Source organism: Methylosinus sp. PW1 (genome assembly GCF_000745215.1).
In the GTDB taxonomy this organism is placed as follows: domain Bacteria; phylum Pseudomonadota; class Alphaproteobacteria; order Rhizobiales; family Beijerinckiaceae; genus Methylosinus.
Map to the genome: position 1 here is coordinate 327,480 of NZ_JQNK01000002.1, position 24,300 is coordinate 351,779.

Consider the following 24,300-nt stretch of genomic DNA (forward strand, 5'->3'; position numbering starts at 1 on the left):
TGAACGGGCACATCGTGCCCTGGGGATTCGCGGCGTCTGCGCCTCCCCGGGTGATGGAGCCTGCGTTATTCCGCCCCTCGAGGAACATATTTCTCGCGATCTCGAGCATCGCCATAGCAGCGCAAGCTCGAGGGGCGCGTCGAGGAGATCGTTCCGGCGCCCGCCCGCCGCCGTTTCAATTTCGGCTATCCGTTGGCCAGCCCCCGAGAGCAAAAAAGAATGCCAACAGCAAGCAAGCGGAAACGCTCGCAGCCTCCGAAACGAACGAGGCCATGAACGCTCCGAGATAGAGCATGGGGCCGAGCCGGTAATGCTTAGTGAGGCGCGCCGCCGCGTCCTCTGTCGGAGCGATCGCCTGTGGCGCCCGTAGCCTCCCGCTCGTCGAGATATGCCGCCACAATCCGTGAAATGCCAATGAAATAGCAAAAAAGTTTCCGGTGTATGCGTTAGCGGCGACTTGGGCCTCGGGATGCAGCAGATATTCCGCCAGTAATCCTGTCGAGAATGGAACCAGCGTGACAACCATCAAGAGCAAGCCATTCCAATAGACAAGCGGATGATCGGCTCGCCGAATGGTGGTGAATATCCAATGGTGATGCGCCCAAATGGCGAGGATGGTTACGAAGCTGATCAAGAAACCCAGATAACTGGGCCAAGCCGCGCCAAGCGAGCGCGCCAGACCTCTCTCCGCGACTGCCTCGTGACTCGGGAGCTTGATTTCGAGCACGAGTAGCGTGATTACGATCGCAAAGACGCCGTCGCTGAATGTCTCAATCCGGGTGGTTTCTTTGTCGTCCTGCATTCGCATCCGTTCTCGATCTCTGAAGCGGCGGCGCATTGCCGACGCTTTGACGCGCCGATCGACTTTTTCGGCCTCTCATGCCGGCGATGGGCCTCGAGCTTCGTCGACCGAGCCCGCAGCCGTGTTTGCCAGAGGCAGAGTGAAGCTGAAGATCGCTCCCCCATCCGGATTGGCTTCGGCCCATATCTTTCCGTAATGCGCTTCGACGATGTTGCGTGAAATCGACAATCCTACGCCTATCCCTCGCGTCTTCGTGGTGACGAAAGGCTCGAAAAGCTTTGCCTTGACCTTCTCCGGCACTCCGGGACCGGTGTCGGCGACATCGATGCGAATCATGTCTCCTTCGACCAAGGACGTCGATATCGTCAACTCGCGCTTGCCCGAAGCGCTCATCGCATCGATCGCGTTCCGCATCAGATTGATCAGGACCTGCTTGATCTGGACCTCGTCCACGAGCGCGCGATCGTCCTTTGCATTCAAATGAAATGTTCCTCGGACCCCGGACTGCTTCGCGGTCGGGAGGGTGAGCTCATAAGCCTCCTCGATCAGCTTGTTCACGTTCGAGAAGGTTTTCTTCGGCTCGTCGCGGGAGACGAATTCTCGCAAATGATCGACGACCTGTGCGGCCCACATCACCTGCTCGACAGCGCTCCCCAAAATGCTTTCGATGCTGGCGGGGCGCCGCTCCGACGGCATTTTCAACGAACGTTGTGCCGCATGGAGATATGTCGCGGCCGCCGATAGCGGCTGGTTGATCTCGTGGGCGAGGCCGGTGCCCATTTCCTTCATCGAGTTCAGACGGTCGGCTTGCAACTTCTGCACCTTTTCTTCCGAGCGCGTCGTGCTGGTCACGTCGATGAACGTCGCCACGACTCCGTCGATTTGCTGGGAGGCGCCGCGATAAGGGGTCAGGCGGGCGAGATAATAGGGAGCATCGACGTCGTTCTTGTGCACGCGCCGCTCGATCGAGGTCCCGCTTTCCAGCACCTCGAGAAGGTCGGCCGTCAATTCGGGGTAATCGAGCTTTGTCGCGAGGTCTGTGAGCGGTCGCCCGGCGTCCGAAGGGATGATATTGAAGATTTGCGACGCCGCGGGCGTGAAACTCCGGATAACGAGATTGCGATCCATGAAAATCGTCGCGATGCGGGTGCTCGCGAACACGTTCCTCAAATCGCTGTTGGCCCGGTCCAGCTCGTCGATCTTGCTCTCCAGCTCATGATTGACGGTTCTCATCTCCTCATTGAGCGACTGCAGCTCTTCCTTGGAGGATTCGAGCTCCTCATTGGTCGACTGCGTCTCCTCATTCATCGAGATCAGCTCTTCATTCGCCGATTTCAATTCTTCAAGAGCCGTTTCATATTCCTCGATCGTCGCCTGAAGCCGTTCGCGCGTCTCGAACAGTTCCCTTTCCAGCCGCGCCGCGTCGCCCGCCGGCTCGCGCTCGCCCGGAGAGAGCGGCGTCTCGTCCGCCGTCGATGGTTCTCTCGGTTGAAACAAGATCAGGAAAAGCGCTTTGCCGCCCTCCCGGTCCTGCAGAGGCTCGGCGGTCAGCGAGACGAGCTCCGTGTGGCCGTTGTCGATTTCGACTTTCACATTCTGACGCGTCGCGGATCGGCGCGTCTCGATCGCCTCGCGCAGCACGCTGCGCAGATCGAGGCGCAGCCCTTTGCGCGCCATCGCGAAGATCTGACGATCCGGCGCGCCGGGCGCCGCTTCGAGATATTTGCCAGTTCGGGTGGAAAAATGAATGATGTCGCCGTCCTCGTTCACGACGACATGCGGAGGCGCGAATCCCTCGGCGATGCGCGCCTCCACGGCGCGCCGCAATTGTGACGCGGATCCGGCGCTGGTCTTGCCGGATGCGGGCGCGGGGAAGGAGAGAGCGTGCAGGCCCGCCATGAAATGCGGCATGCGCACGCGCCGCCCGGGATCGCGCGCCTCGAACAGGCAATGCTTCTTGTCGAGCGGCGTAAAGAGATCAGAGAATTGGCCTATGCTCTCTGACATACCGAGAAAGAGAATCCCGCCGGCGCGGAGGGAATAGTGAAAGATCGGGAGCACCTCCCTCTGCACATCGGCGCCGAGATAGATCAGCAGATTGCGGCAGGAGACGAGGTCCATATGCGAGAAAGGCGGATCGCGCAGGATGCTGTGCGGAGAGAAGACGCAGAGATCGCGGACGGCCTTTGCCACGACATAGCTGCCGGACTCGGCGGTAAAGAAACGTCTGCGTCTCTGATCCGAAACGGCGTCCATCAGCGCGGGGGGATAGCGGGCGGCGCGCGCGATCGTCAGCGCCGCCTCGTCGATGTCCGTCGCGAAAATGGTCACGCGCGGGGCGACTCTCAATCCGTCGATATGCTCGCGCAGAATAATCGCGATCGAATAGACTTCTTCGCCGGTGGAGCAACCCGGAACCCAGACCCGCACCGTGTCGGCCGCGCCTTTTCCCTCGAACAGCCGCGGGATGGCGCTTTCGCGGAGCGCGTTGAACGCATCCGCATCGCGAAAAAAGCTCGTGACGTTTATCAAGAGGTCGCGAAACAACGCCGTCGCCTCTTCGGGAGCCTCGCGCAAGCGCTCCACATAGTCGGTGATCTTCTCGCATTGCTGGATATGCATACGGCGACGGACCCGGCGCATGAATGTCTTGGTCTTGTAGCCGCTGAAGTCATGCCCCGCGGCGTCACGCAGGATCGAATAGATGGCTTGGCGCGCCTCTAGAACGACGCTGTCGTCGTCGTTCATCGGCCGGTCCGATGCGAGATCGTCCGGCTCTTCGAGATCGCGTATGATCTCGACGAGTTTTTCCGCCATCGCGTCGACCGGAATCGCGAAATCGACCAGTCCGCTGGCGATGGCGCTGCCGGGCATCCCCCCAAATCCGGGCCCCGACCCGTCGCTCGCCTGCGCCATGGTGACGCCGCCGTGCTCCTTGATCGCCTTGATGCCGAGAACGCCGTCGCTGCCGCTCCCGGACAGGACGACCCCGATAGCCGATTCGCCACGATCGCGAGCGAGCGCGCTGAAGAAAACGTCGATCGGCGAACGCTCGTGATGGGCGGGGTCCGTCGCGATCAGCCGAAGCCGCCCCGAGGCGATCGTCAGGACTGCGGCCGGCGGGATGACATAGATCTTGTCCTTTTCGAGCCCCTGGCCGTCACGAGCGACCTCGACGCTCATTTTGGCGTGGCGCGCCAAAATATCCGTGAGGAGGCTTTTCCGATCGGGAGCCAGGTGCATGATGATGACGAAGCTCATGCCCGGATTCGCAGGCATGGCCCGGAACAGGCTCTCCAGCGCTTGGATGCCGCCCGCGGAAGCGCCTACGCCCACGATTGGAAACGATTTGTCCGCCTTCATCGGCAGCGCCCTTAGCCTCGCCTATACTCGCCTATGTATGATGCGCTCCAATGCGTTCGATGTCACGCTGATCTGTAACGCAGCAATGGCGAACTCGCGTCATCCTGACCGCGGGCTGAGGCGCGGAACAATTAGTCGAGGTATTGCTTGTCGAAACGCGTCACGGAACCGCTGAAACCATCGTGTTCATTCCGCGGAATTGGCGCGTCGTAAAAGCGGATAATCGGCGTTTTCGTACAGATTGCGGATCTCGACGCCGACATAGCGCGTGTCGTCCACCTCGAGAGAGCAGCTGCGCAACATGTCGGAGGAGACGTTTTCCATTGCGAAGCGGATCGCGTCGGCCGCCCGTGCGAACCTCTTATAGCCGAGGCTATTCGGACGAGATTTCGTGCCCTTGTAAGAGAACAATCCCGCCTCCACTCGATAATCAAACGCGCTCATTGTCTATCCCATTGGTTCGACGCGCCTGCGGGCGGCAGCGTTCGTTTCTCTACATCGGCAGGAATATCCGGCCCGTTTCTCGACGTAGGATGCGATTTTGGAAAGAGTGTTCGAGAGTTGAAAAAGCCGGCTGTTCGCCGCCCGCGAATGTGAGGCCGTGCGACGCCGTATCGGATCGATGTTTGCAGAGGAGGTGATGCGCTTCGCGCGCCTAAGGATCGGCCCAACGGCAAGGTCGTCCGACCTGAATCATATGGCGCGTCGTCGCCCGAGGTTCAAGTGGCGTTCGGGCAGTGGCTTTTTCGAGAGCTGTCCAGCAATGGTGGAGTCGGACATGGTAAGAGCTGTCTGCGATTCGAAAGAAACGAGCGGCGCCACGGCTAACACTGACCCGTCGCCGACCTAATCCGATCGCCCTACGTACGGTGGGCGCGTCTTGCGTGAACCGCTGACCGGTCGACATCGGAGACGTCGTCATGGTCGATGTCAAAGCATGTCGTATCGAATTTCGGTGTCCGCAATGCGGGCACGAGCTCGAACAGACGATTGGAAAATTGAAGTTACAAGCGCGGATAATCTGTCCAGGATGTGGAATCGGAATAAACATCGACGCGACCCGGCTGTCGAATGTCATCGAGGAGCGCTTTGCAAAACCGGCGAACCCGTGATTCTCTGGGGCGTCCGAGGGATGTGAGTCACCGATGTCACGCCGCAACTTCAGCCAACCTTCGCTCGCCGACGCATTCGTGAAAGCCTATTCTCGTCCTGGTGGGTTTCTGGAAGATATCGCCAAGACGTTCGAGTGGAGCGCGTTCGACGTTATTTTGCGTCCGCTGCATTCTTCGAGCGACGGCGCGCCGGCCTATCCGCCACTGACCATGTTCAAGATCGTGCTGTTGCAGCAGTGGTATGGGCTGTCCGACCCCGCCGCCGAGGAGGCTGTGCGCGATCGCCTGTCGTTTCGGCGCTTTTGCGGGGTTCCGCTGGACGAGGAGACGCCGGACCATTCATCGATCTGGCGGTTTCGTCAGCGGCTCGCCAAGCTCGGCCTCGACGAGAAACTACTTGCCGAGGTCAATCGACAACTCGACGCGCGCGGGCTGATCGTGAAGCGCGGCACGCTGGTCGACGCCACTATCATCGCGGCCGCCGTGAAGCCGCCGCCCCACGACGAGGGGCAGGTCAATCCGCGCGACCCGGACGCGAGCTTCACCAAGAAGAACGGCGAGACCTACTTCGGCTACAAGGCGCATCTGGCGGTCGACGAAGAAAGCGGCATCGTGCGCCAAGCGGAGATGACGAGCGCCGATCTGCACGACAGCCAGCGCGGCGAGGCGATGATCCAGGGCGATGAAGAGGCCTATTACGGCGACAAGGCATATGATAGCGCAGCGCTACGCAAGGCGTTGAACGACAAGAAGATCGACGACAAGATCGCCTATAAGGCGAAGCGCGGAGCGCGACAGCCGGACTGGCAGAGATGGTTCAACAAGACGGCGTCGAGCGTTCGCGTCGGCGTCGAGCGCGCCAACGCGACGATGAAGAACTGGTATGGGATGGCGCGAGTACGCTACCGCAGCCTCGCGCGCAACAATTGTCATCTTCAGTTCGTCGTCATGGCGATGAACATGAAGCGGGCGCGGGTTCTCGAAGCGGCGGCATGACGCCGCGAGGGGAGAGGTGTGTCTCGAACCGGATAGGGATGCGAAAAATGACCGGCTGACGGCGCAGAGCATTGCGCCAGATGGCGCGCGGGCGCATCAAAGCCCGTCGATTGCGGCCGAAAAACCGTAAACGCCGAGACCTCGGCTATTCTGCGAAGCGCTCATCGAGGAAATCAGACAAGCTGTCGAAAAGGTTCCCCCTGAAATCACGATCAAGTTTTATCGATAGCGAGATGAGACGCTCATAGCGTCGACATAATCACGGTGAGAGCGAATGAATGTGAAGCGGATATCAGGGTAGCGATATGGACGAGTTCAAGATCAAGGTAGCGCGCATCGAGGCGGCGACGCCGAATTCGAAAGGCGACCGTGTTCGGATAACGTTCCAAGTCGAACGCGATCCCTTGGTTTTCCAAATCCCGATTCTTCTCGAGATGAAAGAGTTCGACGATACAGAGATGGTTAAGGTAGCGAGGAATGAGCTACATCGAACATTTGACGAATTGACGACACAGACCGCGAAGTGGACACTGAGTGTGGAAGACATACAGCAGCTTTCTAGTATCAATTTGCGTCCAAAGACATGATTTCCGCGACGAGCCCTCGATCGTCAGTCGAACGCAACTCGCTTTTTCACCCCGACGCCAACTCGAGTTCGTGCAACGCCTCGGCAATATGTTTCGCCACTCCTTCGACGTGACTCTGCTTATGCTCCGCCAGCGCGCTCTCGCGATGGCGGACCGCGCTTGCGGTATGCGGATTGATCCTGTCCTTGTCGGCCGCCTCGACGTCCGCCAACGCGAGGTCAGCGTGGACCGAAAGGAGACTGAACAGCTTGAGCATCTCGAGAGCCAAAGGTTCATATTGCCGCAACGCGATCACCGCTTCGTCATGGGCACGCTCGGAACGAGCATCTTTTTCGGGCGGTCTCGGCATCTCGCCTTTTCGCATCGGAGAGGCGTTCGGCGGCGTTTTCGTGAGCAGCCTGCGCACGCCGCAATTCGCGCTCTGGGCGGCTCGTAGCGATTCACGGAGACGGGGGCGCGGACGGCAAAACCGACTTCAGGACTATGGCGGTAGGCGGTATTTTGATACCATCCAAAAATTCGTGGCAGTTGACGCCTCGTCTCTTGCCAAGATCATAAGTTAGCTTCAATGATATAGGTGTTCGTATCTTTATCCCGACCGGCGCGCCAGTGAGCGCTTATCGACAAGACAATTGCTGCGCTCGATGCGGCTCGACGATTATTCCTCGCCCGCGAGAAATGAAAAACGCCCCGCGCTTACATCCGGCGTCGGGGCGTCTCGCTGTTGCGTCTGGTTCCGGGAAACCTTCGGCTTGCTCACAGAATAGGCGGTCAGGTTCTGTGATGCAAGCGTGGGCGCCGAGTCTCGCGCGTCGCCGCTCTCGGCGATGCGCTCGTCAGAAATGCCAGAGCTGATCGCCGATTTTTCTCAGCCCCGGAAGATCGAGCAAGCGTCCGAAGGTCAGACAAAGCTCCGCCATGGGCCGCACCCAGGCGCGCGGGGCGCGTCTCTTCGCGCCGGTGTGGCGCTTGCGGGCGCGCGTCACGCTTCTCGACAGCTCGGCGAATGCGTCCGCGCCGAGGCTGGCGCCAATTGTGTCGGCCTGCGCTGTCAATCTCGTCTCGATATAGCGCGAGAGGCTCTCGTTTTCCCGAAAGTCCGGGTGAACGATATGGGATTTCTGTAGGCAGATCAGCGCGTTGACATAGCGGTCCACGCCGAGGCGACCGGCCAGCTCGCCGACATCGTCGATCAGCCGATCGACGACCGCGCGCCAGGCAAAATATTCCGCCTTGAACGCCTTTGTCGGATCGGCGTTGTGAACGCCGCAGAGCTCGGCGTGGCCGGCGAATCCATTTGTGCCGTGAATGCGATAGATGGTCAGCGGGACGTCGATGAGCGCAACGCCGCTGAGCAGGCGCACGCCTTTGTTGAGATAAGTGTCGCCGTGGAGCCGCAGCTGCATCGAGCAGCTTCCGCCGAGCAGCAGGCTCAGCGCGTCGCGCCGGAAGCAATTGCCCGAGGTCGGCGCATAGACCCAGTCTCCCCACTCATGCGCGTCGATGAAATGCACGCGGGAGCCCGCATCGTCCAGCGGCGCGCGCGCGAAAGGCCAGAGATCGCCGCAAAGATGGATGGGACGCAGGCGCTCCTTGCGGACGCCGCGTCCCGAGGCGATGAAATCGCCGAAAGCGCTCCATGAGGTTCGGACGACGCCGTTATTGGTGGATTGCAACATATCTGCGGAGGTGAAGCCGACCGCCGTCCGCAGCGAGAAATGCACGAAGATATGCGTCTCCACGAAATTCGGGAGGAGCATGTCGTCGGCGTCGAGAAACACCACATAAGCGCCGGAGCTGGCGGCGAAGCCGGTATGGAAGGCGGCCGTCTGTCCGAGGTTTTCGGCATGCGCGACGATCGCGACCTGCGGATGGCGGGCGCGAATGGCGCGAAGGACGAGATCGCTCTCGTCTGTCGAGGCGTCGTCGACGATGATGCATTCGATGCGCGGATAGGTTTGCGTGAGCGCCGAATTGAGCGCCTCGAGCAGGAAGCGGCCGTAATTGTAATTGGTGATGACGACGCTCACGAGCGGGAGCTCATAGGCGAGCCGGCCGCCGAAAGCGCGGCCAGGATTCGGCTCGACGAAATCTACGTCCTTATCGTCGATCTCTCGAAGTCGGGTGAAATTTTCTAGCATAATCGGCTCTACTGTCCAAAAACGCTTCACCGCCCGCGCTCGCGCGGAATGAATTCCATCGCGGCAAGCGCTGTCACGACAAGCCGTTACGTAACGCTATATACGTAGATGTCCCTATTGAAAAGGGTGCGTGTCGCAATTCATGCGCGCATTGGTCGCGGACCCTCAGCCGACGCCGAAAATGCGCTCGGCCAGCCAATAGGCGCCGAAGCAGGCGATGACGGCGGAGACGGCGCGCACGAGGCGCGGATCGCGCAGCCCATGGGTGAAAAATCGGTCGATCGCCAAAAGCAGCGGCAGCGCGACCAGCACCACGCCGATCTGTCCCGCCTCGACGCCGAGATTGAAGCTCGCCAGCGCCGGCACGAGGGCGCGCTGCGGCACACCGATCTCGATGAGCCCGCTCGCAAAGCCGAATCCGTGGATGAAGCCGAAGACGAAAGTGTCGCGCCAGCGGCCTTCCACCTTGCAGGTGAAGAAATTCTCGACGGCGACATAAATGATCGACAGAGCGATCGCGATCTCCACCCAGCGGCTCGGCAGATCGACGAGGCCGAGCGCCGCCAGCGACAGCGTCACCGAATGCGAGACGGTGAAGGCTGTCACCAGCTTCACGACCGGCCAGACGCGCGTCGCCCACAGCATCACCGCTATCAGGAAGCACAAATGATCGTAGCCGGTCATTATGTGCTCGATCCCGGCGGCGAAGAATTTCGGCGCCAGCCGCCAGGGGGTGAGCAGCGGCTTGGAGAGATCGATCGGCGCGTCGCCGGGGAAGACCATCGCCTCGCCGGGCGCCGGCTCCGCGCCGAGACGTTGCGCCTCGGTGAGGCGCTCGTCGGCGTCGCGCTCGCCTATGCCGACGAGATGCTTCGCGCGACGTCCCTGCGCCTCCAGCAGCCGAAAGGGATCGTAGAAGATCTGTCCCGCGACAGCGCTGCAATCGAGGCGCAGCACGACCTTGGAATCGCGCGGATTGGCGGGGTCCGCGCCCACAGAGACGATCTCGCTCGGGCAGGATTCGCCGGCCTCGTTCCGCAGGGCGACGCGGCTCTGGATGAATTTGCCGATCATCGCCTCGATCACGCCGGGCTCGGTGAGATCGACATCGGCGGAACTCGGCTTGCTCTCGGCGAACATGCGCTCGATGTCGGCGCCGAGAAAGCCGACGTCGAGGCGATAGCGGCCGCCTCCTTCCGGCACGATGCGGCTGCTGGAAATATCCGCCGTATGCGCCTTCGCCGCCGTCCCGCCGCCGAGAAGGACGAGAATGGCGAAGAGCAGGGCGAAGGGCGAAGGCGTCATTCTCGTCATTTCCTTCGCCAACTCTCTCTTGACGCTTCGCGATACGGCAACGTATGCAGGAACTAAAGATAGTGCATATCAGACCGGCCATGACAAGGCCGAAGCGGATAGGGCCGAGGCAGGCCGGCGCGCTCGTTGCGCCGCACAATTGCCGGCGGCGCGAGCGCCTTGCTCAGGCCCGAGAGGGCGCTTAGCATCGACGCAAGCACGACAAAACGGAAACCATGATCCTTCCCGCCGCCGCTCCCGATCGCAATCCTCGTCGAACCGCCGTCACGCCACGCTGCGCCGCGCTTCTGCTGCTCGGCCTTGCGATCTGCCTCGTCTCGCCGCACGCATGGGCGCAGGGCTCGCAGACGCTCGCTTTTCTCGCGCCGTCACAATCGCCGCCGCCGCGTGTGGGGCCGCCGGTGGTCCGCGCTCACGCCATCGTCGTGCGGACCTCGCCGGCGCAGGATGGCGTCGCGCCCGGAAACATCGGCAAGGTCGATGTCTGGTATGACGCCGGCATAAGGGACGCTTTCGCGGCGCTGGCGGTGATCGCCGCCTCCGGCGAGCGGGTCGACAAGCGTGACGCCGCGATCGATCGCGGCGATCCGGCCCATGTCTCTGTCGGCGTCAATCCGCTCGGCCCCGGCAAATATACGGTCCGCTACCGCGCGCTTTCGGCCGACGGCCATCTCGTCAGCGGCGCCTGGGAGTTCGAGGTGCGGCCTCAATAGCGCTGCAGCAAGGGAAAGGAAGCCGCCGAGATGAGCCCCAACGGCCGGATGAATCTGATGTTGTTCCTCGCCGTCGTGGTGATCGCCGCCGGCAATGTCGGCGCCTTCAGCTATTCTCTCTGGGGGCCGTCCTTCAGCCTCTATTGGAATGATTTTCTGGATGCGCATCTCTATCGGCCGGCGGTCAAGGCGGGCGATCGCACAATTGCGAATTGCCTCAAGGTCAGCGATTTCTATTCGGCGCGGCTGACGACCTATTTCCTCGGGGATTCGGACAGCAGCGCCGGCGGTCCGACCACCGATCTCAGCAAATATGACGAATATTGCGATCGTGTGCCGGGCACCGGCAAGGTGATCTTCTCCGTCACGCTGATGGAGAAGGACGTGCGGAGCCAATCGGTCGCGCTCGCCTTCTACAAGAGTGACGCCAAAGGCGGCCTCGAGCTTTTGACCTCCGTCCCGTCCAAGCCGCATCCGGCCGGCTTCGTGACTTTGGAATCCTCGGTCGATCACAAGGGAAAATATCTCCTCGAGCTCGCTTTCGGCGAAGGCAAGAGCGAGGAGGACAAGATCGCCATGCCGATCTCCGTCGGCCAATAATTCACCTGCGCCGAGCGCGGCGCTTCTGCCGCCATCGCAGGAACCCGCTCACATAGAGGATGAGCGGCGCGAGCCCCATCAGCGCGACCAGCGCGCGGCCGGGAACGCCGAAGGCCTCCCCGCAATGCAGCGGGAACAGCCATTCCAGCAGCTTCTCGCCGGCGGTGAAATCATCGCGGTCCTGCGTCTGCAGCACGCGGCCGCTGTAGCGATCGACGCCGACATTGCGGAATGTCTTGGTGCGGTTGGGCTCGCTTTCCGACTGCTTGCCGACGACATAGACGCCATCGTCGCCGCTCGGCAGCAGAACCCAATGCAGCCGTCCTTCGGGGAAAACCTTTTCCGCGCTGGCGACGGCCGCGTCGAGACCGATGGGCGCGCGGCCGGCGATCGGCGTCGATCGTCCAAAGTCCGGCTCGGGACGCACGGGAGAGATCAGCGTCGCCAGCGAATGCGTCGCCGGCTTGAAGATCATCGCGATTCCGGTGGCGAGCGTCGCCAGCAGCAGCGCGGCGAAATAGACGCCGACGCTGCGATGCGCGTCATAGACGATGCGCTCGTGGCTCGCGCCCCATTTGATCGTCAGGCCCATCCGCCAATCGCCATTGCGCGGACGCCAGAGATAGAGTCCGGCGATGATCGACACGAAGAGGACAATGCCCAGAGCGCCGATGAGATAGGCGTTGTTCACGCCGAGCAGCAGCGTCCAATGGAACGCCATGACGATCTGGACGAAGGGCTGCGCGAGCACGTCGTCGCCATGCGCGACCAAGCGGTCGCCGGTCACTTCGGCCCGATAGGGATCGACGAAGATCTGATGGAAAGAGCTGTCGAGATCGTCGGTCTCGACCATATAGCCGATGATCGCCGCCGCTTTCGCATGACGCGGCAGAGTGATGCGCTCGGGTCGGCCCTCCGCCGGCATGGCCGCGGTCGCCGCAGCGAGAATCTGATCGAGCGGACGCATGACGGCCGGCGTCGGCGGCTCGACGCGCATGAGCGGGGCGTTCAGCAATTCGTCTATGTCTTCGCGAAAGGCGAGCAGGCTGCCGCTGAGCCCGATGAGGACGAAAACCGCGCCGGCGAAAAGACCGATGTAGCGATGGGCCGCCAGAAATATTTTGCGGCCCCGCTCTCTCCGCCACATGATGCGCGCCTCCGATCGCCAGATGTTGCTCGTGCTCGGCTTCGCCGCTGCGAGCGAGGGGAGCGTCTTCCGCAGCTCATGTCAACGGCGGTGGAGCGGCGGGCGATCCCGAGGAGAAAATTCATGTGCAGGCGCCGGGATGTTTTGGCCGTCGGGCGCTAAACGTGTAATATGGATGATTGAGGCCCCGGGCCGCGGAAATGCGGTCCGAGTGGGGAACCTGCTGCGCTGTTCCGTCGCATCTCGGCTTATTGTATCTCTCTTGGACAGGCATAGGCTCGCCAAAATTGAAAAAAGAACGGCGGAGGACCGTATGGGGAGCGCCCAGGATAGCAAGGAAACCGTGAGGCTCGTGGCGGTCCTCGCGATCGTCGCCATTGTCTCGCTCGCCGTTGTGGTCGGCCTCAGAATGTGGAAATAGCGCGCCGCTTTCGCCCGGATCAGGCGATGATGTCTGGCGTGAGCTGATCTTCCAGAAATGCAACGCGATCGCGCAGCAGCAATTTTCGCTTCTTCAGCCGCTGAATTTGCAGCTGGTCCACGGCGCCGACCGCGAGAAGGGCGTCGATCGCATCCTCGAGGTCTTTGTGCTCGAGCCTCAGTCGCTCGACTTCCAGCCGGATCGCATCGCGTTCGGTTTCGTTCAGCTCATCAACCATTCGCCAACCTGCCCGAGCGCCGCTCAGCGGCGAGTCGTGACACGAGGATTATCGCCTCGCATCATGTTCATCTTCAAGTCCCAATGAGAAGGCGGCGACGCCTTCCCGCGAATTTTCCGTCTCATTCGACCGCGATCGACTTGTCCAGCTCCACGCAGGAGGCCGGATCGACGCGCTCCAGCTCGAAGACGCGGTTCTGGCGCGTCAGCTCCAGATAGACGGATTTCTTCTTCTGGTCCGGGCCGCGCCAGCCGCTCACGCCCTCGTCCATGTAGAGCGTGACTGAAGCGCCATCCTCGGCGAGATCGATGGGAAACTCGCCGCCTTCCTCGGCCGAGCCGCCGAGGCCGCCGCGCGCCATGCATTGGGCGGCGGCGTCTTTGCGGAACGAGCGAATGAGGCGGGCGCCGTCGACGTCGCGATTGGCCTTTTCGCTCCAGACGCAGCCGCCGACGACGTAAAAAGCCTTGCCATGGCCCTTGTGACGAAGCTCGACGCGCAGATCGCGCGCATCCTCCGGCGTCGTGGCGAGCTCGCGCTGCAGCGACAGCCGCACGGAGACGACGGTCTGACCGGGATGCGCGCGCAGATGCGCTTCGTCATAGCGACGGAAGAAGCAGGCCCCGCTCGGCGGGACTTTGTCGATCAGCAGATTTTTGGCGGCGGCGGCGCTCGAAAGAGCGAGAAACAGCGAGACGCATAGCGAGCGCTTCATTTTCCGAATGTCATCCCCCGGCAGGCGCCGGCGCATAGGCTTCGCGCATCGAAGCGATCTGCGCGACCTTGTCGGCGAGCGCGCTCCAATCGTCACGCTCGGCGATATGCGCCCATATCGATTCGACCTCTTCGATCAGCATAGTGCAGGGGACGGGGCGACGAAAATAGGGATGGTCGAGATTGGCGGCGGGCGATGTCTCATGCGCGGCGAGCGCCGCGCGCAGCCCTTGGAATTCTGGCGCGTCATAGGCGGCGGCCTCCGGGCTCGCGGCGGCGCGCTCGCGGCTCGCCATGCCGCCGCGCCAATCGAAGAAGGTCTGCTCGAAGGGCGCCTGCGTCTTGCCGAGAAATTCCAGCAATCCTTTGGCGAGCGCGGCGTCCTGCTCGGGATCCCCCGCCGGCAGCAGGCCGAGGCGGTCGAGCAGGGCGAGCTGGAACTCGCGCTGGATGACGGCCTGAAAGCCGCCGAGAATCTGCTCGGCGCGCTGCAGTCCGACATGTGGCAGAATGGTCTCCGCGAGGCGCGTGAGATTCCAGCCGAGCGCGCCCGGCTGACGGCCGAAGGCGTAGAGCCCGCTGTCGTCGAAATAGGCCGCGGTGAATTGCGGATCATAGCGCGGCGCGAAGCGCCACGGCCCATAGTCGAAGCTCTCGCCGGTGACGTTGATATTGTCCGAGTTGAGAACGCCATGGACGAAGCCTGCGGCCATATAGCGCGCCCCGAGCCGCGCCACCCGCGCCACGACGCGCTCCAGAAAAGCGCCGGCGCGGCTTTCCGCCGGCTCGCCGGCCAGCTCGGGAAAATAATTGGCGACGCAATAGTCGATGAGCCGCCCGAGCCCCTCCTGGTCGTCGAGATGGGCGAGGCGCTGAAACGTGCCGATGCGAATATGCGAATGGGAGAGCCGCACCAGCACGCTGGAGCGCGTCGGCGAGGGCTCGTCGCCGCGATAGAGCGGCTCGCCGGTCTCGATCAGGCTGAAGCTCTTGGAGGTGTCGACGCCCTGCGCCTCCAGCATCTCTGTGGCGAGAATCTCGCGCACGCCGCCCTTCAGCGTGAGCTTGCCGTCGCCTTGGCGCGACCAGGGCGTGCGGCCAGAGCCCTTTGTGCCGAGATCGAGCAGGCGTCCGTCCCTGGCGTCGCGCAGCTGCGTGAGCAGAAAGCCGCGGCCGTCGCCTATGTCGGGATTATAGGTGCGGAACTGATGGCCGTGATAGCGCAGCGCCAGCGGCTGCGGAAAGCCGCCGGGCAGCGGCTCGAAACGGCCGAGATGGGCGATCCATTCCTCTTCCGTCAGCGTGTCCAGGCCGACGCGCGTCGCCCAGCGCTGATTGCGATAGCGCAATATGTGCTGCGGAAAGCGCGCGGGCTCCACAGGGTCGAAGAAGCCGTCGCCGAGCGTGGCGTGGAGGGTCTCGGCGCGATAGCGCGGGGAAGGGGGCATGGGGATTCTCGGCTCTCGCTATGGCAGAAAATTCTGCGACCATAGACGCCGCGAAGCAAGCCGGGCGCCCGCATCGGCCCGGGCGCCGTCCCCCGCCACAAAAAAAGGCGGAGAGCAGCTCTCCGCCTCGACGCTAGACCTCTATCGCAATCTGCTCAGTGCAGGCTGACGCCTTGCCGCAGCTTGTTGATCTCGTCCTTGAGCTGAAGCTTTTTGCGTTTCAGTTCGTGGAGCTTCGAATCATCGTATCGGGGATGGTGCTGAACCTGCTCGATCTCTTTCTTGAGCGCCTGATGGCGGCGTTCGAGCTCGACGAGATGGGTCTGTAGCGACATACGGCGCCTCCTTTGGTTGATGACAGAAGGACGACGTCAGTGTGACATGAATTCCAAGGCCCGCAAGGGGCGAAGTCGTCGCGGGGCAATGAATTATTTCGCCCGAAGCCATTGCGCGCGGAAGGAAATCTTAACATTCGGCGACGCCGAGGCCGCGGTTTTGCGACAGGGCGTGGAAACTGTCGAAGGGCGCTTGCGCCTCGGCCCGACAGCCATTATACGGGCTGCACTCGCGCTGGACGGAGCAAGCATCCGAACGGCGCCGGGGGCGCGTAGCTCAGCGGGAGAGCACTACGTTGACATCGTAGGGGTCACAGGTTCAATCCCTGTCGCGCCCACCATTCAAAATCAGCAACTTATGAACGTCGAGAGTGGTGGGTCCTGGAGCTGGGGAAGCTCGGGGGAAGCATCCTGGGGGTGCTCTCATACGCTTACGGCTAAGGCTTAGATTATCCTGTTGATATCGCGTGTCTTTGTCTCACGCGTGAGTGTGAAAGACAGCCTGCGCTGTGTGGTGATTTCTCTGCTCGCGTGGGGAGGGGTGGTGCCCAATCGGCGCGCGAGAGGCGGCCGAAGATTTCGAGCCGTCGAGCAGCCCCGAAATCGCGTTTTCGAGCGCGGCACCCCTGCGACAATTGCGACTGTTGCGACATTTCGCATAACTCCCTGAAATACAACGCTAAAACTGTCGCAAATCGGTTGCGACAAAGTTGCGACACTTTGCGACGACTCCGGGCCGTGGCCTCCTTCCTCGGGGGAAGCGGATCGGGGAAGCGCCGGCCGGGGGCTTCGCCTTGCTGCCCGCGCCCGAATATTCTACAGAGCAAATCAGTGGAATGCTTCGCGGAGGATCGCTCTATGCGGATCGTCGGTTACGCCAGCACGCCGCGCGAGATCGTCGCGCTTATCGAGCAGCGGCGATATGCGCTCGGTCTTCGTTCGCTCGAGGTCGATGATCTCGCGGGCGTGCAGCCCTCCTACCTCTCGAAAGCGGCCTGCGGCTCCAAGAACCTCGGAGACATGAGCATGCCGGCCATCCTGGGCGCGCTCGGCCTGCGGATCGCGATCGTCGAGGACGACGCCGGCCTCCCTGCCGCGACGCGCCGCTTCCTCGACGAGCTGCCCGCCCGCCCTCAGACCGCCCCGCACGGGCCGAGAGGCTGCAAGCGCCGAGGGACCGGCAACGCCGAGCCGGGCGGCCTCGACGAGGCCGCTTGATAGGCGTCAGCGGGGCGAATTCGAGCGTTGAGCTTCCCCTACGCTTCCCCTCGTGGCGCGCTATCTTACAACTATCAGACATATAGTTATAATTTCTAGCAATCCCCTTCGGTGTAGCCGAAAGGGATGGGCGAGCGCTTCCCTCCGGCCGACCGCCCGCGCAAATCCCCGCCGTCGATCGCGCCCTCTCCCGGCGAGGCCCGGGCGCCCCGGGGTGGGGGGCAAAATCGAAGCGAAGACCTGACCTGGTGGTTTGCCCGCGCGCCAGAGGCCCCCGAAAACTTCGGTGTCAGAAATTTTTCACCTCACAAAATATCCTAAGACTCTGCGAATTCTGACAGTCTATCGATTGCCGTTCATGTCAGTATTTCCTACGCTTCGCCGTCATTCGCCCTACTTTTTATATGATTACTTTTTGTGAGCATTTGTCGACGCGAGGCGATATACGCCTATGTTGTGGACGCTGCTTCGCGAATAGCCGTGAATGTGTTATTATGATCGCGCGCCTGCTTCGTAGGCCTAAGATTTCCGCAACGAAGGATGACCGTCATGCTGGGAGCCCCGCTCGCGACCCTCGCCGCCCCGTCAGGCATTCTCACCGCGCTCGACCGCCGCTGCGCCGAACGGGGCTGGACGCGCTCGACGCTGCTCGCGCGCGCCGGGTTGGTTCAGGCCGATTGGGACGCTCTCTCGACTGCCTTGGGCGGCGCGAATGCCGCGAACCTCCGCCGCCTTTTGAACGCTTCGAACGTCTTTCTGTCGGTCGCAGACTCGCCGGTTGCTCAGCCGCCTGGAACGGATGGGCTCGCGAGCCCGAATTCGTACAACGCGCCGATCAATACCGCGTATGGCGATCTGACATGACATCGAACAGCGCGCCCGAGAGGTTCGAGCCGGGGAAATACACCTATTCGCACGCGTTCCGCGACGCGGCCGAGCTTCGCGCTTCCGGCGAATATGCGGGTGTCTCGTTCCTTGAGCTGCTGAATGCGACGCATGCTGCAGGAATGACGCTCGCGCATGGGGCCAGCTGGGCCGAGAAAAAGGCGAAACACGAGGCCGAGGCCGCGGCGCGTGTCGCCGAGACAGATCGCAAATTCGACGAAATGGTGCGTCGCGCCGACGCGCGGGGCGAACGGCTCGAAGCGGCGACGGAAGAAGGCCGAGAGGCGTTGCGCCTCGCTCGTGCGCGCAACCGACGGCGAGCCAATCAAGGGGGAGACAGATGACCGAACCAACCGCACTCGACCGCCGACACCAGCAGATCGAAGCGCGTGCTCTCGACGATCGTATGCTCGCGCTGGCGACGAAACTTCCGACCGGCGATCTCGGCCATTCGGACCCGACCCGCGCGGCCGCAGCGCGGCAGGCGATCGAGCGGGAACTCAGTGGCCTGCAGCCGCACGAACGCGCGTCTTTCGATCGCGTCGTTTCCGCCGAGCTCGCCGCGGGCCGGCGTGCGCCGCCGACGGATAAGCCGGCGAATTGGGACCGCTACAGCGCGGCGGAGAAGCGCGCCTATCAACTCCAGCAGAGTGGCAGGCGATGAGCGACGAGGAGGCCACCACCCCCGCGACGAACCGCCCGTTCCTCGGCGCGGCCAAGCCCGTCGGACGAGGCGAGCCCTTCACGCCCGCCGTACGACCGACCACGGGCGCGCCTATCGCGCCGCTCGACATGGCCGCGAGGCTCCGCGGGCCGGGCCGGGCGATCGGGAAAGGAACGCCCTTCGTCTGGCCGACGCCGGGCGACGACGAGCCGCCGCGAGCCGCGTAATGGCGGCCTCGCCACCCGACATGCCACACGGGCCACGCCGCGCGGCGACGATGCGCAACGCCAGCGGCCGGGTCATCGTGTTGGCGACGTTCAACGTCGAGGCGGGTTTCGGCGGCGTCTCGGATCGCGCGGAGCGGAGCGCGCTGCGTGATCCTGGCGGAGCGCCCGCCCGTAGCGCTCCCGGGCCGCGGCGAGGCCTACAGCGGCGCGGAGAGTGAGGCGGGCCGATGAGCAAGCGCTGCCAGGAAAAGCCCCTGCCGAACGTCGCCGCCGCCCGTGCGCGCGATCGGGCAGCGCGGGAGCGGATCACCTCGGGCCACAACCGCCCACCGTCTGTGGCTGAAATTCGCGAAGGCGTCGCTTGGCGGCGCGGATGGTGGAGAAACGACGCGACGGGCGAGCCTATCGAGCGGCCTCATCGATAAAACGCCCCGACCTCGGATGAACAGGCGAAGCGTTTTTTGCGTCTTGAGCGTGGCTTCCAATTGCGAGAGGATGGATCGTCTATCCGAGGGCCATTCATGAATAAAATTGCTGTCGCGTTCCTTTTGAACGTCGCTTTATCGTCGCAGGTGTTCGCGTTGGGTGGGGTCGTATGCCGGTCCGATGGCGCCGGCGTCGGCGGCTTCATCAGCGATCAGCAAGACATCGTAGAAGCGATAAATTGTCTCGGAAAGCAAATTGCCGCAGCGAATAATCGCTCAGCCAGTCAATACGCGATCGAGGCCGAAGCCCGCGAGATTGTCGAATTGCAGAGGGTGGTGCGCGAGCTGTCGCGCGAGGTCGAAGAGCTTAAGGCCGTGCAGGCGCGCAGGCCGTGATCGGCGAGGGCAATCGCGCCGCGTCGCGCTCCGTCTGCTCGATCAGGGCCACGACGTCGGCCGCGGTGATCCGCCCGGCGCGTAGCTCCTCGAAGATCGTGGGCGTATTCCAATCGAAGCGGGCGGCGGCGATCGCCTCGCGAACCTCCTTCGGCAAGCTGTCGAAGGCGGCCATGACGATTTCAGGCGGCGGCTTCGCGCCAGACGCGACGCCCTCGACGTTGCTCGCGTTACCGCCCGGTCGTGGCGCGTCAGCCATCTGGGTCGGCCTTCTCGGCCTGCGCTTCCTGGTGCGCGCCGGGCCGCGTGTTGTCGATGACGAGGCGCAGCGGTGGCCTCGGCTGGACCGCCAGCGCGTTCATCGCGCCGAGCATCGCCTCGCAAAACGCCTCCTCGAGGCTCTTCTTCGGTTGGTCGAGCGGGTCTTTCCCCTGTTCGAATATCATCACCAAGCCCCCATTCTCATATTCTCGGCCGACTGCCTGCGCTGCAGCAGGAACCTGTCTTCTTGCGCGCGCACGACGCCATCGCGATCGGCCCAGAACCGCAGCGGGACGCCGGGGCGATCTTCCAGCGCATGCCATTGGCCGTCCTTGTCCTGCGTCACGACGCGATAGGACGGCGGCTTGCGGCTGGCGACGTCTTCCTGCGTCGTCTGATCGGCGACGAGAGCATGTGGGCTCTGGACGTATTCCTGCGCATGGGCGAGCTCTATCCCGTTGCGCTTGGCGGCGGCGTCGACGTCGGCGTTGAGCTGATCGGTCACATATTTCCGCGAGCCGTTGATATCGGGCGCGTAATAGCGCTCGGGCGGATAGGCCATGACGCGGCCGCCGTTGAGATCGGACGCGCCCCATTTCTGTGACACGCGCTCGAGCGCGCGCTTCTCTGACAGGCTCTTGTCGCCGCTCTCGGCGAAGAGATCGCGATAGGCCGAGCGATAATCGGCGAGCAGCGCCGACGAACTCATGTTCGCGTCATTGCTGACGGGCGAGCCGGGGCTCATGAATGGAACCCAGGAGCCGAACAGCTGCTTCGCGATGTGGTCGCTCGACAGGTCCTTGAGCGCCTTATCGGCTTCCTCGCGGCGGCCTTCCTTCGCGCGCGCCGTCGCAGGATCATCGGCGACGGCCATCGCCTTCGCCGCGGCGTCTGGCGTCATGAAGGCGATCTTGTCTTGAAAGACCGCCATCTTGGTTTCTATGTCGGCGCCGTATTCCTTCTTGAAGGCTTCCGGGTTTTGCCGCCATTGCTTGTCCAGAAACCCATAGGCGGCCTCGGCCTTGCCGGGATCGCCCGAGCGCGTCAGGCCAGCGACGGCGTTGGTGAAGTCCTTGTTCTGGGCAAGGGCTTCGAGCTCAGGAGGGCGTAGGTTCGCCTGCAGGCTGCGCAGGATCGTGTCAGCGCCGGAGCCGTCCACGCGCTGCAGCATGTGGGTGAGGCCGTCGATGTCAGGCTTCGAGAACATCAGCGACGACGGGTCGACACCGAGCCGCGAGCCGATCTGGAAAGCGGCCTCGCGCCGCTGCGAAATCAGCGTCCCCATGGCGTCGGCCGGCGTCTGCGCGCCCACGGCGCCGGGCTGGGCGACAGCTTCGATCGGCGCGACGGGCTTCGTCCACCCCACATCGGAGCGCGAGGCGTAGGCGTGCGGGTTGTCAGCGAGCGCCTTCGCGCGGCCCTCGACCTGCGATCGGATCGCATCGGCGCGCGCGAGGTGATAGAGGTCCGGGCTCCGCCGCGCCTCTTCCTCCGCCTGCGCAATGAAGCCAGCGCCGCCGTCGGGCTGACCAGCGGCCATCATCGCGACGGGCGCGGCGTCGGCCTGCGCGCGCAGCTTCGTCGCCACATCGCCGAGCTCTCGCGGGTTGGCCTGCGCGATCTGGAGCACCTGCGCGACCGAGGTCTGATCGACGGGTGCGCCCATCTTGATCGCCTGCTCGATAAGGCCCGCTTGGTTCTTGGCGAACTCGATCTGCCGCGACTGGTTCTGCGTGAACATCGCCACGGCGGCGGAGGCGAGATAGGGATTTTGCCTGAGCTGGTCGGGCGTGAATGGGACGGGAGAGTTCTGCCCGGCGACTGTGGTCGCGCCAGGGAGAGACTGATCTCCAGCAAGGGCCAGCGCGGCAGCGCGACGGTTCGACCATCCCGACACACCCTCGGCCGGCGCGCCCGGCGCCCATCCGCGCGGCCGCTCATAGCCGAGAATAGCGCGCGCGGCCTCGTCGGCCGTCTTCGCGCCCTGGAGCGCCGTCCCGGCAGAAATCTCGCTGCCGTGCAATTCGCGATCGACGAATTCGAGCTGCGTTTGGAAATCGTTCCAGGGCTTCCCCTTGGCCGCGGCATAGGCCTTCAGCGCTGCGGCGCGCTCGTTGTTCCACTGTCCTATTCCGATCGAAATTCCGCCATCGCCGACGGCGTTCGCATCGAGGCTACGGCCGGACTCGCCGACGAGGTTTCCGACGATCCCAGACGACTGCTCCTTCGTCCAGCCGCGGGACTGGAAAAACTGCATCGCCGTTGCTGCGCGCCCTGACGTGGCCGCCGAGGCCGTCGCCTGCGCGCCCGCTGGCCCCATGATCGTCCCGACGGCCGCGCGCGGCGCCACGCCAGCATAGGGCTTGATCGACGACGAATAAGCGTCATGGAACGCCTGCAGCCGCGCGACGCCTGCGACGTCGAAGCTCTCGCGCGCGCTCTGCTGCACGGCCTGGAATTGCTCCTCGGTCGGCGGCGTGCCGTTCTGGTAGAGCTTTGTGAAGCCATCGACGGCCGCGGAGCTGGCCTGTGCTTTCGCCTTCTGCTCTTCTGTCAGCGTTTGGATTTTGGCGAGCACCATGTTGTGCGCGCCGAGTCGCTCGCCGTATGGCATATTCGTGTCAGAGTTCAGGACGTTTTTCTCTGACCATTTCACCGCGGCGTCGACGCCGTCCTTGTCGCGGATCGACTGCGCATTGCCGAGCGCCCAGTCATTCACGAATTGCTGGCGCGCCTGACGGATTTCGCTGTCGACCTTCGCCTGCGTCCATGTCTTCTTGAACTCGGGGTTGTCGGCGAGCGACTGATAATAGGCCTTCACCTGCGCGAAGTTCTTGCCGGCCGGCGTGCTCGGATCGTCGAGGAACTTCGTGTCATTCGCGACTGTGCCGCGTGCGATGTTCCCCGTGTCGGTCTTCAAGTCCGTCAGGCGCGTGGTGATCTCTTGATATGCCGCGCTGACATCCGTGTTTTTCTTGTCGTTGACGGCGCCGATGTAATATTGCGAGCCCAGCTCAGTCGCATGGTTGAACGCTGCGGCGCCGAGCGCGCCCGGATAATTCGCGCGGATCGTGTCGGCATATTTCCCCATCGCGACCTTGAAGCCCTCAGGGTCGCCAGGGAATTTGTTGCGAAGATCGTTCGCCTGCTCGTTGATGTTCGTCTGAAGTCCGGCGAGCGTGCCGACATTGAAGGCGTGCTGATAGGCCCGCCCGGCGTTGCCGAGGATGACGTTGTTCTCGGGCGTCGCGACATTGAGCTTACCGTCTGCGCCGCGCTGCAAGCCCATCATCGCGTCTTGTCGGCCTTCGCTCTCGGCGAGAGATTGCGCCATCTGATCGACGCCGCCGGCGATCGCTTCGAGCCCCGATCCGATCCCGATGCGCTGCGGTTCTTGGAACACGGAACCGCTGACGCGCGAGGACGGCATTTCGGCCGTGACGAGCGGGACATTCGGAATGGGAAGGTCGGCCATTGTGGGTTCCTTTCGTTCGTTCAATTCTCGTCTGACACCGGCGGCGGCGCCCGCTCCATGTCGAAGCGCTTCGCTCGCCGGTCACGATATTCGGGGTCGGCCTCGACGGTCGCTCGGGGCATTCGGACAGGCAGGCGCGAAGGCTGGGCGTCGATCGTCGCAGGGGCCGCCTCGGGCGCGGCCTGGGGAATGCGCACCACGACGCCAGCGGTGAGTTTGTTGGTCACGCTGACATTGATGCTCGTCTGCGCAGGCGCCGGGCCAACGGCGTCGCCGAGGATCGCCGCTGCCGCCTTGAGCCGGACCGTCCTGTCTGCGGCCGTGTTATCGCCTGGGTCTTCGACGATCGCCGCGACGACGCGGATGGCTTCGGGCGCGATGGAGGCGCGAAAGTTGCGCAGCTCCTCGGCGAGCGCGCCGCGAAAGAGTGGGTCGGAGATGAGCGTGCGCGCGCGATGAACTCGGATGCGCGCGACAAGCGCGGCGTCACGAAATGAGAGCGGCACGTCGACTCCGACGCGGTGCTGTCGCGCGATTACGGGCGACGATATGCCATGCACCATGTAGCGGATCATCAAGCGGTGCTGTGCCGAAAGCTCCTTCAAGCGCTCGGGCGCCAGCTGCTTTTTTGGGTCGGCGCGCTTCAAACGATTGCCCGCCTCGGCCGGCGGGAGGGGCGGCCGAATGCCCAGCATGTCGTCGAGAATAGCGTCGTCTGCGCTGCGCGGTGGCCGGGTGGTGTGCGTGGCGTCTTCGGTCATGGCTCTCGATCTCTTCGCGGGCATATTCTACAACAATATTCTGTAGAATTGTAAGCA

The 24,300-nt window shown here is 63.2% G+C and carries 25 protein-coding genes and 1 tRNA gene; 11 read left to right on the top strand and 15 right to left on the bottom strand.

Annotation, left to right across the window (positions count from 1 at the left end; translation table 11 throughout):
• Window positions 1–175: 175 nt before the first annotated feature.
• From K369_RS02005 to K369_RS02015, 3 genes are all read right to left on the bottom strand, one after another.
• Complete coding sequence (locus K369_RS02005) at window positions 176–802, bottom strand: TMEM175 family protein (RefSeq protein ID WP_198032997.1); 627 nt, start codon at window positions 800–802, stop codon at window positions 176–178.
• Between the two features lie 75 nt (window positions 803–877).
• Window positions 878–4,165 carry a CheR family methyltransferase gene (locus tag K369_RS02010; RefSeq protein WP_051948757.1) on the bottom strand — a complete coding sequence of 1,096 codons (3,288 nt, stop codon included), beginning with the start codon at window positions 4,163–4,165 and terminating at the stop codon, window positions 878–880.
• Between the two features lie 186 nt (window positions 4,166–4,351).
• Window positions 4,352–4,609 carry a hypothetical protein gene (locus K369_RS02015; protein WP_036286883.1) on the bottom strand — a complete coding sequence of 86 codons (258 nt, stop codon included), beginning with the start codon at window positions 4,607–4,609 and terminating at the stop codon, window positions 4,352–4,354.
• Window positions 4,610–5,310: 701 nt separating this feature from the next.
• Between K369_RS02015 and K369_RS02020 the strand changes: the two genes are divergently transcribed.
• On the top strand, window positions 5,311–6,273 hold the full coding sequence (locus tag K369_RS02020; protein WP_051948759.1) for an IS5 family transposase: 963 nt from the start codon (window positions 5,311–5,313) through the stop codon (window positions 6,271–6,273).
• Between the two features lie 305 nt (window positions 6,274–6,578).
• A complete protein-coding gene (locus tag K369_RS02025; RefSeq protein WP_036286884.1) occupies window positions 6,579–6,860 on the top strand; it encodes a hypothetical protein in 282 nt (93 codons plus the stop codon).
• 46 nt (window positions 6,861–6,906) lie between these two features.
• Here the strand turns inward: K369_RS02025 and K369_RS25955 are convergent, their stop codons facing one another.
• The 3 genes from K369_RS25955 to K369_RS02040 form a co-directional block, all read right to left on the bottom strand.
• Window positions 6,907–7,266, bottom strand: coding sequence for a hypothetical protein (locus K369_RS25955; protein ID WP_156967638.1), 360 nt, complete (start codon window positions 7,264–7,266; stop codon window positions 6,907–6,909).
• Between the two features lie 430 nt (window positions 7,267–7,696).
• Complete coding sequence (locus tag K369_RS02035; RefSeq protein ID WP_051948762.1) at window positions 7,697–9,001, bottom strand: glycosyltransferase family 2 protein; 1,305 nt, start codon at window positions 8,999–9,001, stop codon at window positions 7,697–7,699.
• Window positions 9,002–9,166: 165 nt separating this feature from the next.
• The gene (locus K369_RS02040; protein ID WP_245278057.1) at window positions 9,167–10,306 is read right to left on the bottom strand and encodes a HupE/UreJ family protein; all 1,140 of its coding nucleotides are present in this window, start codon (window positions 10,304–10,306) and stop codon (window positions 9,167–9,169) included.
• A gap of 224 nt (window positions 10,307–10,530) precedes the next feature.
• Here K369_RS02040 and K369_RS02045 point away from each other — a divergent pair, with 224 nt between their 5' ends.
• Both K369_RS02045 and K369_RS02050 read left to right on the top strand, forming a co-directional pair.
• Complete coding sequence (locus K369_RS02045) at window positions 10,531–11,028, top strand: copper resistance CopC family protein (RefSeq protein WP_036286888.1); 498 nt, start codon at window positions 10,531–10,533, stop codon at window positions 11,026–11,028.
• Between the two features lie 30 nt (window positions 11,029–11,058).
• A complete protein-coding gene (locus K369_RS02050) occupies window positions 11,059–11,628 on the top strand; it encodes a hypothetical protein (protein ID WP_036286890.1) in 570 nt (189 codons plus the stop codon).
• A gap of 1 nt (window position 11,629) precedes the next feature.
• Here K369_RS02050 and K369_RS02055 read toward each other — a convergent pair whose 3' ends face one another.
• The 5 genes from K369_RS02055 to K369_RS25150 form a co-directional block, all read right to left on the bottom strand.
• The gene (locus K369_RS02055; protein WP_036286892.1) at window positions 11,630–12,775 is read right to left on the bottom strand and encodes a PepSY domain-containing protein; all 1,146 of its coding nucleotides are present in this window, start codon (window positions 12,773–12,775) and stop codon (window positions 11,630–11,632) included.
• A gap of 440 nt (window positions 12,776–13,215) precedes the next feature.
• A complete protein-coding gene (locus K369_RS02060) occupies window positions 13,216–13,434 on the bottom strand; it encodes a YdcH family protein (protein WP_051948764.1) in 219 nt (72 codons plus the stop codon).
• 121 nt (window positions 13,435–13,555) lie between these two features.
• Window positions 13,556–14,149 carry a hypothetical protein gene (locus K369_RS02065; RefSeq protein WP_156967639.1) on the bottom strand — a complete coding sequence of 198 codons (594 nt, stop codon included), beginning with the start codon at window positions 14,147–14,149 and terminating at the stop codon, window positions 13,556–13,558.
• Between the two features lie 10 nt (window positions 14,150–14,159).
• Window positions 14,160–15,596, bottom strand: coding sequence for a protein adenylyltransferase SelO (locus K369_RS02070; RefSeq protein ID WP_036286896.1), 1,437 nt, complete (start codon window positions 15,594–15,596; stop codon window positions 14,160–14,162).
• Between the two features lie 155 nt (window positions 15,597–15,751).
• Entirely contained in the window at window positions 15,752–15,931 is a 180-nt protein-coding gene (locus K369_RS25150; protein WP_083919220.1) for a YdcH family protein, read from the bottom strand.
• 266 nt (window positions 15,932–16,197) lie between these two features.
• Here K369_RS25150 and K369_RS02075 point away from each other — a divergent pair.
• From K369_RS02075 to K369_RS02105, 7 genes are all read left to right on the top strand, one after another.
• Window positions 16,198–16,272, top strand: a tRNA-Val gene (locus tag K369_RS02075).
• 517 nt (window positions 16,273–16,789) lie between these two features.
• Window positions 16,790–17,149 carry a hypothetical protein gene (locus tag K369_RS02080; protein WP_036286897.1) on the top strand — a complete coding sequence of 120 codons (360 nt, stop codon included), beginning with the start codon at window positions 16,790–16,792 and terminating at the stop codon, window positions 17,147–17,149.
• Between the two features lie 549 nt (window positions 17,150–17,698).
• Complete coding sequence (locus K369_RS02085; RefSeq protein ID WP_210165041.1) at window positions 17,699–18,013, top strand: hypothetical protein; 315 nt, start codon at window positions 17,699–17,701, stop codon at window positions 18,011–18,013.
• Complete coding sequence (locus tag K369_RS02090) at window positions 18,010–18,378, top strand: hypothetical protein (protein ID WP_036286901.1); 369 nt, start codon at window positions 18,010–18,012, stop codon at window positions 18,376–18,378. The genes K369_RS02085 and K369_RS02090 overlap by 4 nt, the downstream gene beginning before the upstream one ends.
• Window positions 18,375–18,698, top strand: a complete 324-nt coding sequence (locus tag K369_RS02095) for a hypothetical protein (RefSeq protein ID WP_156967640.1) — start codon at window positions 18,375–18,377, stop codon at window positions 18,696–18,698. Before K369_RS02090 ends, K369_RS02095 begins: the two co-directional genes overlap by 4 nt.
• Complete coding sequence (locus K369_RS02100; protein WP_036286905.1) at window positions 18,695–18,925, top strand: hypothetical protein; 231 nt, start codon at window positions 18,695–18,697, stop codon at window positions 18,923–18,925. The genes K369_RS02095 and K369_RS02100 overlap by 4 nt, the downstream gene beginning before the upstream one ends.
• A 521-nt stretch (window positions 18,926–19,446) precedes the next feature.
• Complete coding sequence (locus K369_RS02105) at window positions 19,447–19,746, top strand: hypothetical protein (protein ID WP_036286907.1); 300 nt, start codon at window positions 19,447–19,449, stop codon at window positions 19,744–19,746.
• Here K369_RS02105 and K369_RS02110 read toward each other — a convergent pair.
• The 4 genes from K369_RS02110 to K369_RS02125 are packed head-to-tail and all read right to left on the bottom strand — an operon-like array spanning window position 19,718 to window position 24,243.
• The gene (locus K369_RS02110; protein ID WP_198032998.1) at window positions 19,718–20,005 is read right to left on the bottom strand and encodes a DUF6525 family protein; all 288 of its coding nucleotides are present in this window, start codon (window positions 20,003–20,005) and stop codon (window positions 19,718–19,720) included. The two genes, K369_RS02105 and K369_RS02110, sit on opposite strands and share 29 nt — an antisense overlap.
• On the bottom strand, window positions 19,998–20,198 hold the full coding sequence (locus K369_RS02115; protein ID WP_156967641.1) for a hypothetical protein: 201 nt from the start codon (window positions 20,196–20,198) through the stop codon (window positions 19,998–20,000). Before K369_RS02115 ends, K369_RS02110 begins: the two co-directional genes overlap by 8 nt.
• The gene (locus K369_RS02120) at window positions 20,192–23,482 is read right to left on the bottom strand and encodes a phage tail tip lysozyme (RefSeq protein WP_036286913.1); all 3,291 of its coding nucleotides are present in this window, start codon (window positions 23,480–23,482) and stop codon (window positions 20,192–20,194) included. The genes K369_RS02115 and K369_RS02120 overlap by 7 nt, the downstream gene beginning before the upstream one ends.
• 20 nt (window positions 23,483–23,502) lie before the next feature.
• Window positions 23,503–24,243 carry a hypothetical protein gene (locus tag K369_RS02125; protein ID WP_036286915.1) on the bottom strand — a complete coding sequence of 247 codons (741 nt, stop codon included), beginning with the start codon at window positions 24,241–24,243 and terminating at the stop codon, window positions 23,503–23,505.
• Between the last annotated feature and the right edge of the window lie 57 nt (window positions 24,244–24,300).

What these genes read in the sequence shown, in the direction of transcription:
- K369_RS02080 (WP_036286897.1), top strand. Translation starts at nt 16,790, where the DNA reads ATGCGGATCGTCGGTTACGCCAGCACGCCGCGCGAGATCGTCGCGCTT.
- K369_RS02085 (WP_210165041.1), top strand. Translation starts at nt 17,699, where the DNA reads ATGCTGGGAGCCCCGCTCGCGACCCTCGCCGCCCCGTCAGGCATTCTC.
- K369_RS02010 (WP_051948757.1), bottom strand. Translation starts at nt 4,165, where the DNA reads ATGAAGGCGGACAAATCGTTTCCAATCGTGGGCGTAGGCGCTTCCGCG.
- K369_RS02065 (WP_156967639.1), bottom strand. Translation starts at nt 14,149, where the DNA reads ATGAAGCGCTCGCTATGCGTCTCGCTGTTTCTCGCTCTTTCGAGCGCC.
- K369_RS02045 (WP_036286888.1), top strand. Translation starts at nt 10,531, where the DNA reads ATGATCCTTCCCGCCGCCGCTCCCGATCGCAATCCTCGTCGAACCGCC.
- K369_RS02005 (WP_198032997.1), bottom strand. Translation starts at nt 802, where the DNA reads ATGCAGGACGACAAAGAAACCACCCGGATTGAGACATTCAGCGACGGC.
- K369_RS02025 (WP_036286884.1), top strand. Translation starts at nt 6,579, where the DNA reads ATGGACGAGTTCAAGATCAAGGTAGCGCGCATCGAGGCGGCGACGCCG.
- K369_RS02060 (WP_051948764.1), bottom strand. Translation starts at nt 13,434, where the DNA reads ATGGTTGATGAGCTGAACGAAACCGAACGCGATGCGATCCGGCTGGAA.
- K369_RS02035 (WP_051948762.1), bottom strand. Translation starts at nt 9,001, where the DNA reads ATGCTAGAAAATTTCACCCGACTTCGAGAGATCGACGATAAGGACGTA.
- K369_RS02095 (WP_156967640.1), top strand. Translation starts at nt 18,375, where the DNA reads ATGACCGAACCAACCGCACTCGACCGCCGACACCAGCAGATCGAAGCG.
- K369_RS02020 (WP_051948759.1), top strand. Translation starts at nt 5,311, where the DNA reads ATGTCACGCCGCAACTTCAGCCAACCTTCGCTCGCCGACGCATTCGTG.
- K369_RS02100 (WP_036286905.1), top strand. Translation starts at nt 18,695, where the DNA reads ATGAGCGACGAGGAGGCCACCACCCCCGCGACGAACCGCCCGTTCCTC.
- K369_RS02015 (WP_036286883.1), bottom strand. Translation starts at nt 4,609, where the DNA reads ATGAGCGCGTTTGATTATCGAGTGGAGGCGGGATTGTTCTCTTACAAG.
- K369_RS02050 (WP_036286890.1), top strand. Translation starts at nt 11,059, where the DNA reads ATGAGCCCCAACGGCCGGATGAATCTGATGTTGTTCCTCGCCGTCGTG.
- K369_RS02090 (WP_036286901.1), top strand. Translation starts at nt 18,010, where the DNA reads ATGACATCGAACAGCGCGCCCGAGAGGTTCGAGCCGGGGAAATACACC.
- K369_RS02110 (WP_198032998.1), bottom strand. Translation starts at nt 20,005, where the DNA reads ATGGCTGACGCGCCACGACCGGGCGGTAACGCGAGCAACGTCGAGGGC.
- K369_RS25150 (WP_083919220.1), bottom strand. Translation starts at nt 15,931, where the DNA reads ATGTCGCTACAGACCCATCTCGTCGAGCTCGAACGCCGCCATCAGGCG.
- K369_RS02070 (WP_036286896.1), bottom strand. Translation starts at nt 15,596, where the DNA reads ATGCCCCCTTCCCCGCGCTATCGCGCCGAGACCCTCCACGCCACGCTC.
- K369_RS02040 (WP_245278057.1), bottom strand. Translation starts at nt 10,306, where the DNA reads ATGACGCCTTCGCCCTTCGCCCTGCTCTTCGCCATTCTCGTCCTTCTC.
- K369_RS02105 (WP_036286907.1), top strand. Translation starts at nt 19,447, where the DNA reads ATGAATAAAATTGCTGTCGCGTTCCTTTTGAACGTCGCTTTATCGTCG.
- K369_RS02055 (WP_036286892.1), bottom strand. Translation starts at nt 12,775, where the DNA reads ATGTGGCGGAGAGAGCGGGGCCGCAAAATATTTCTGGCGGCCCATCGC.
- K369_RS02125 (WP_036286915.1), bottom strand. Translation starts at nt 24,243, where the DNA reads ATGACCGAAGACGCCACGCACACCACCCGGCCACCGCGCAGCGCAGAC.
- K369_RS02120 (WP_036286913.1), bottom strand. Translation starts at nt 23,482, where the DNA reads ATGGCCGACCTTCCCATTCCGAATGTCCCGCTCGTCACGGCCGAAATG.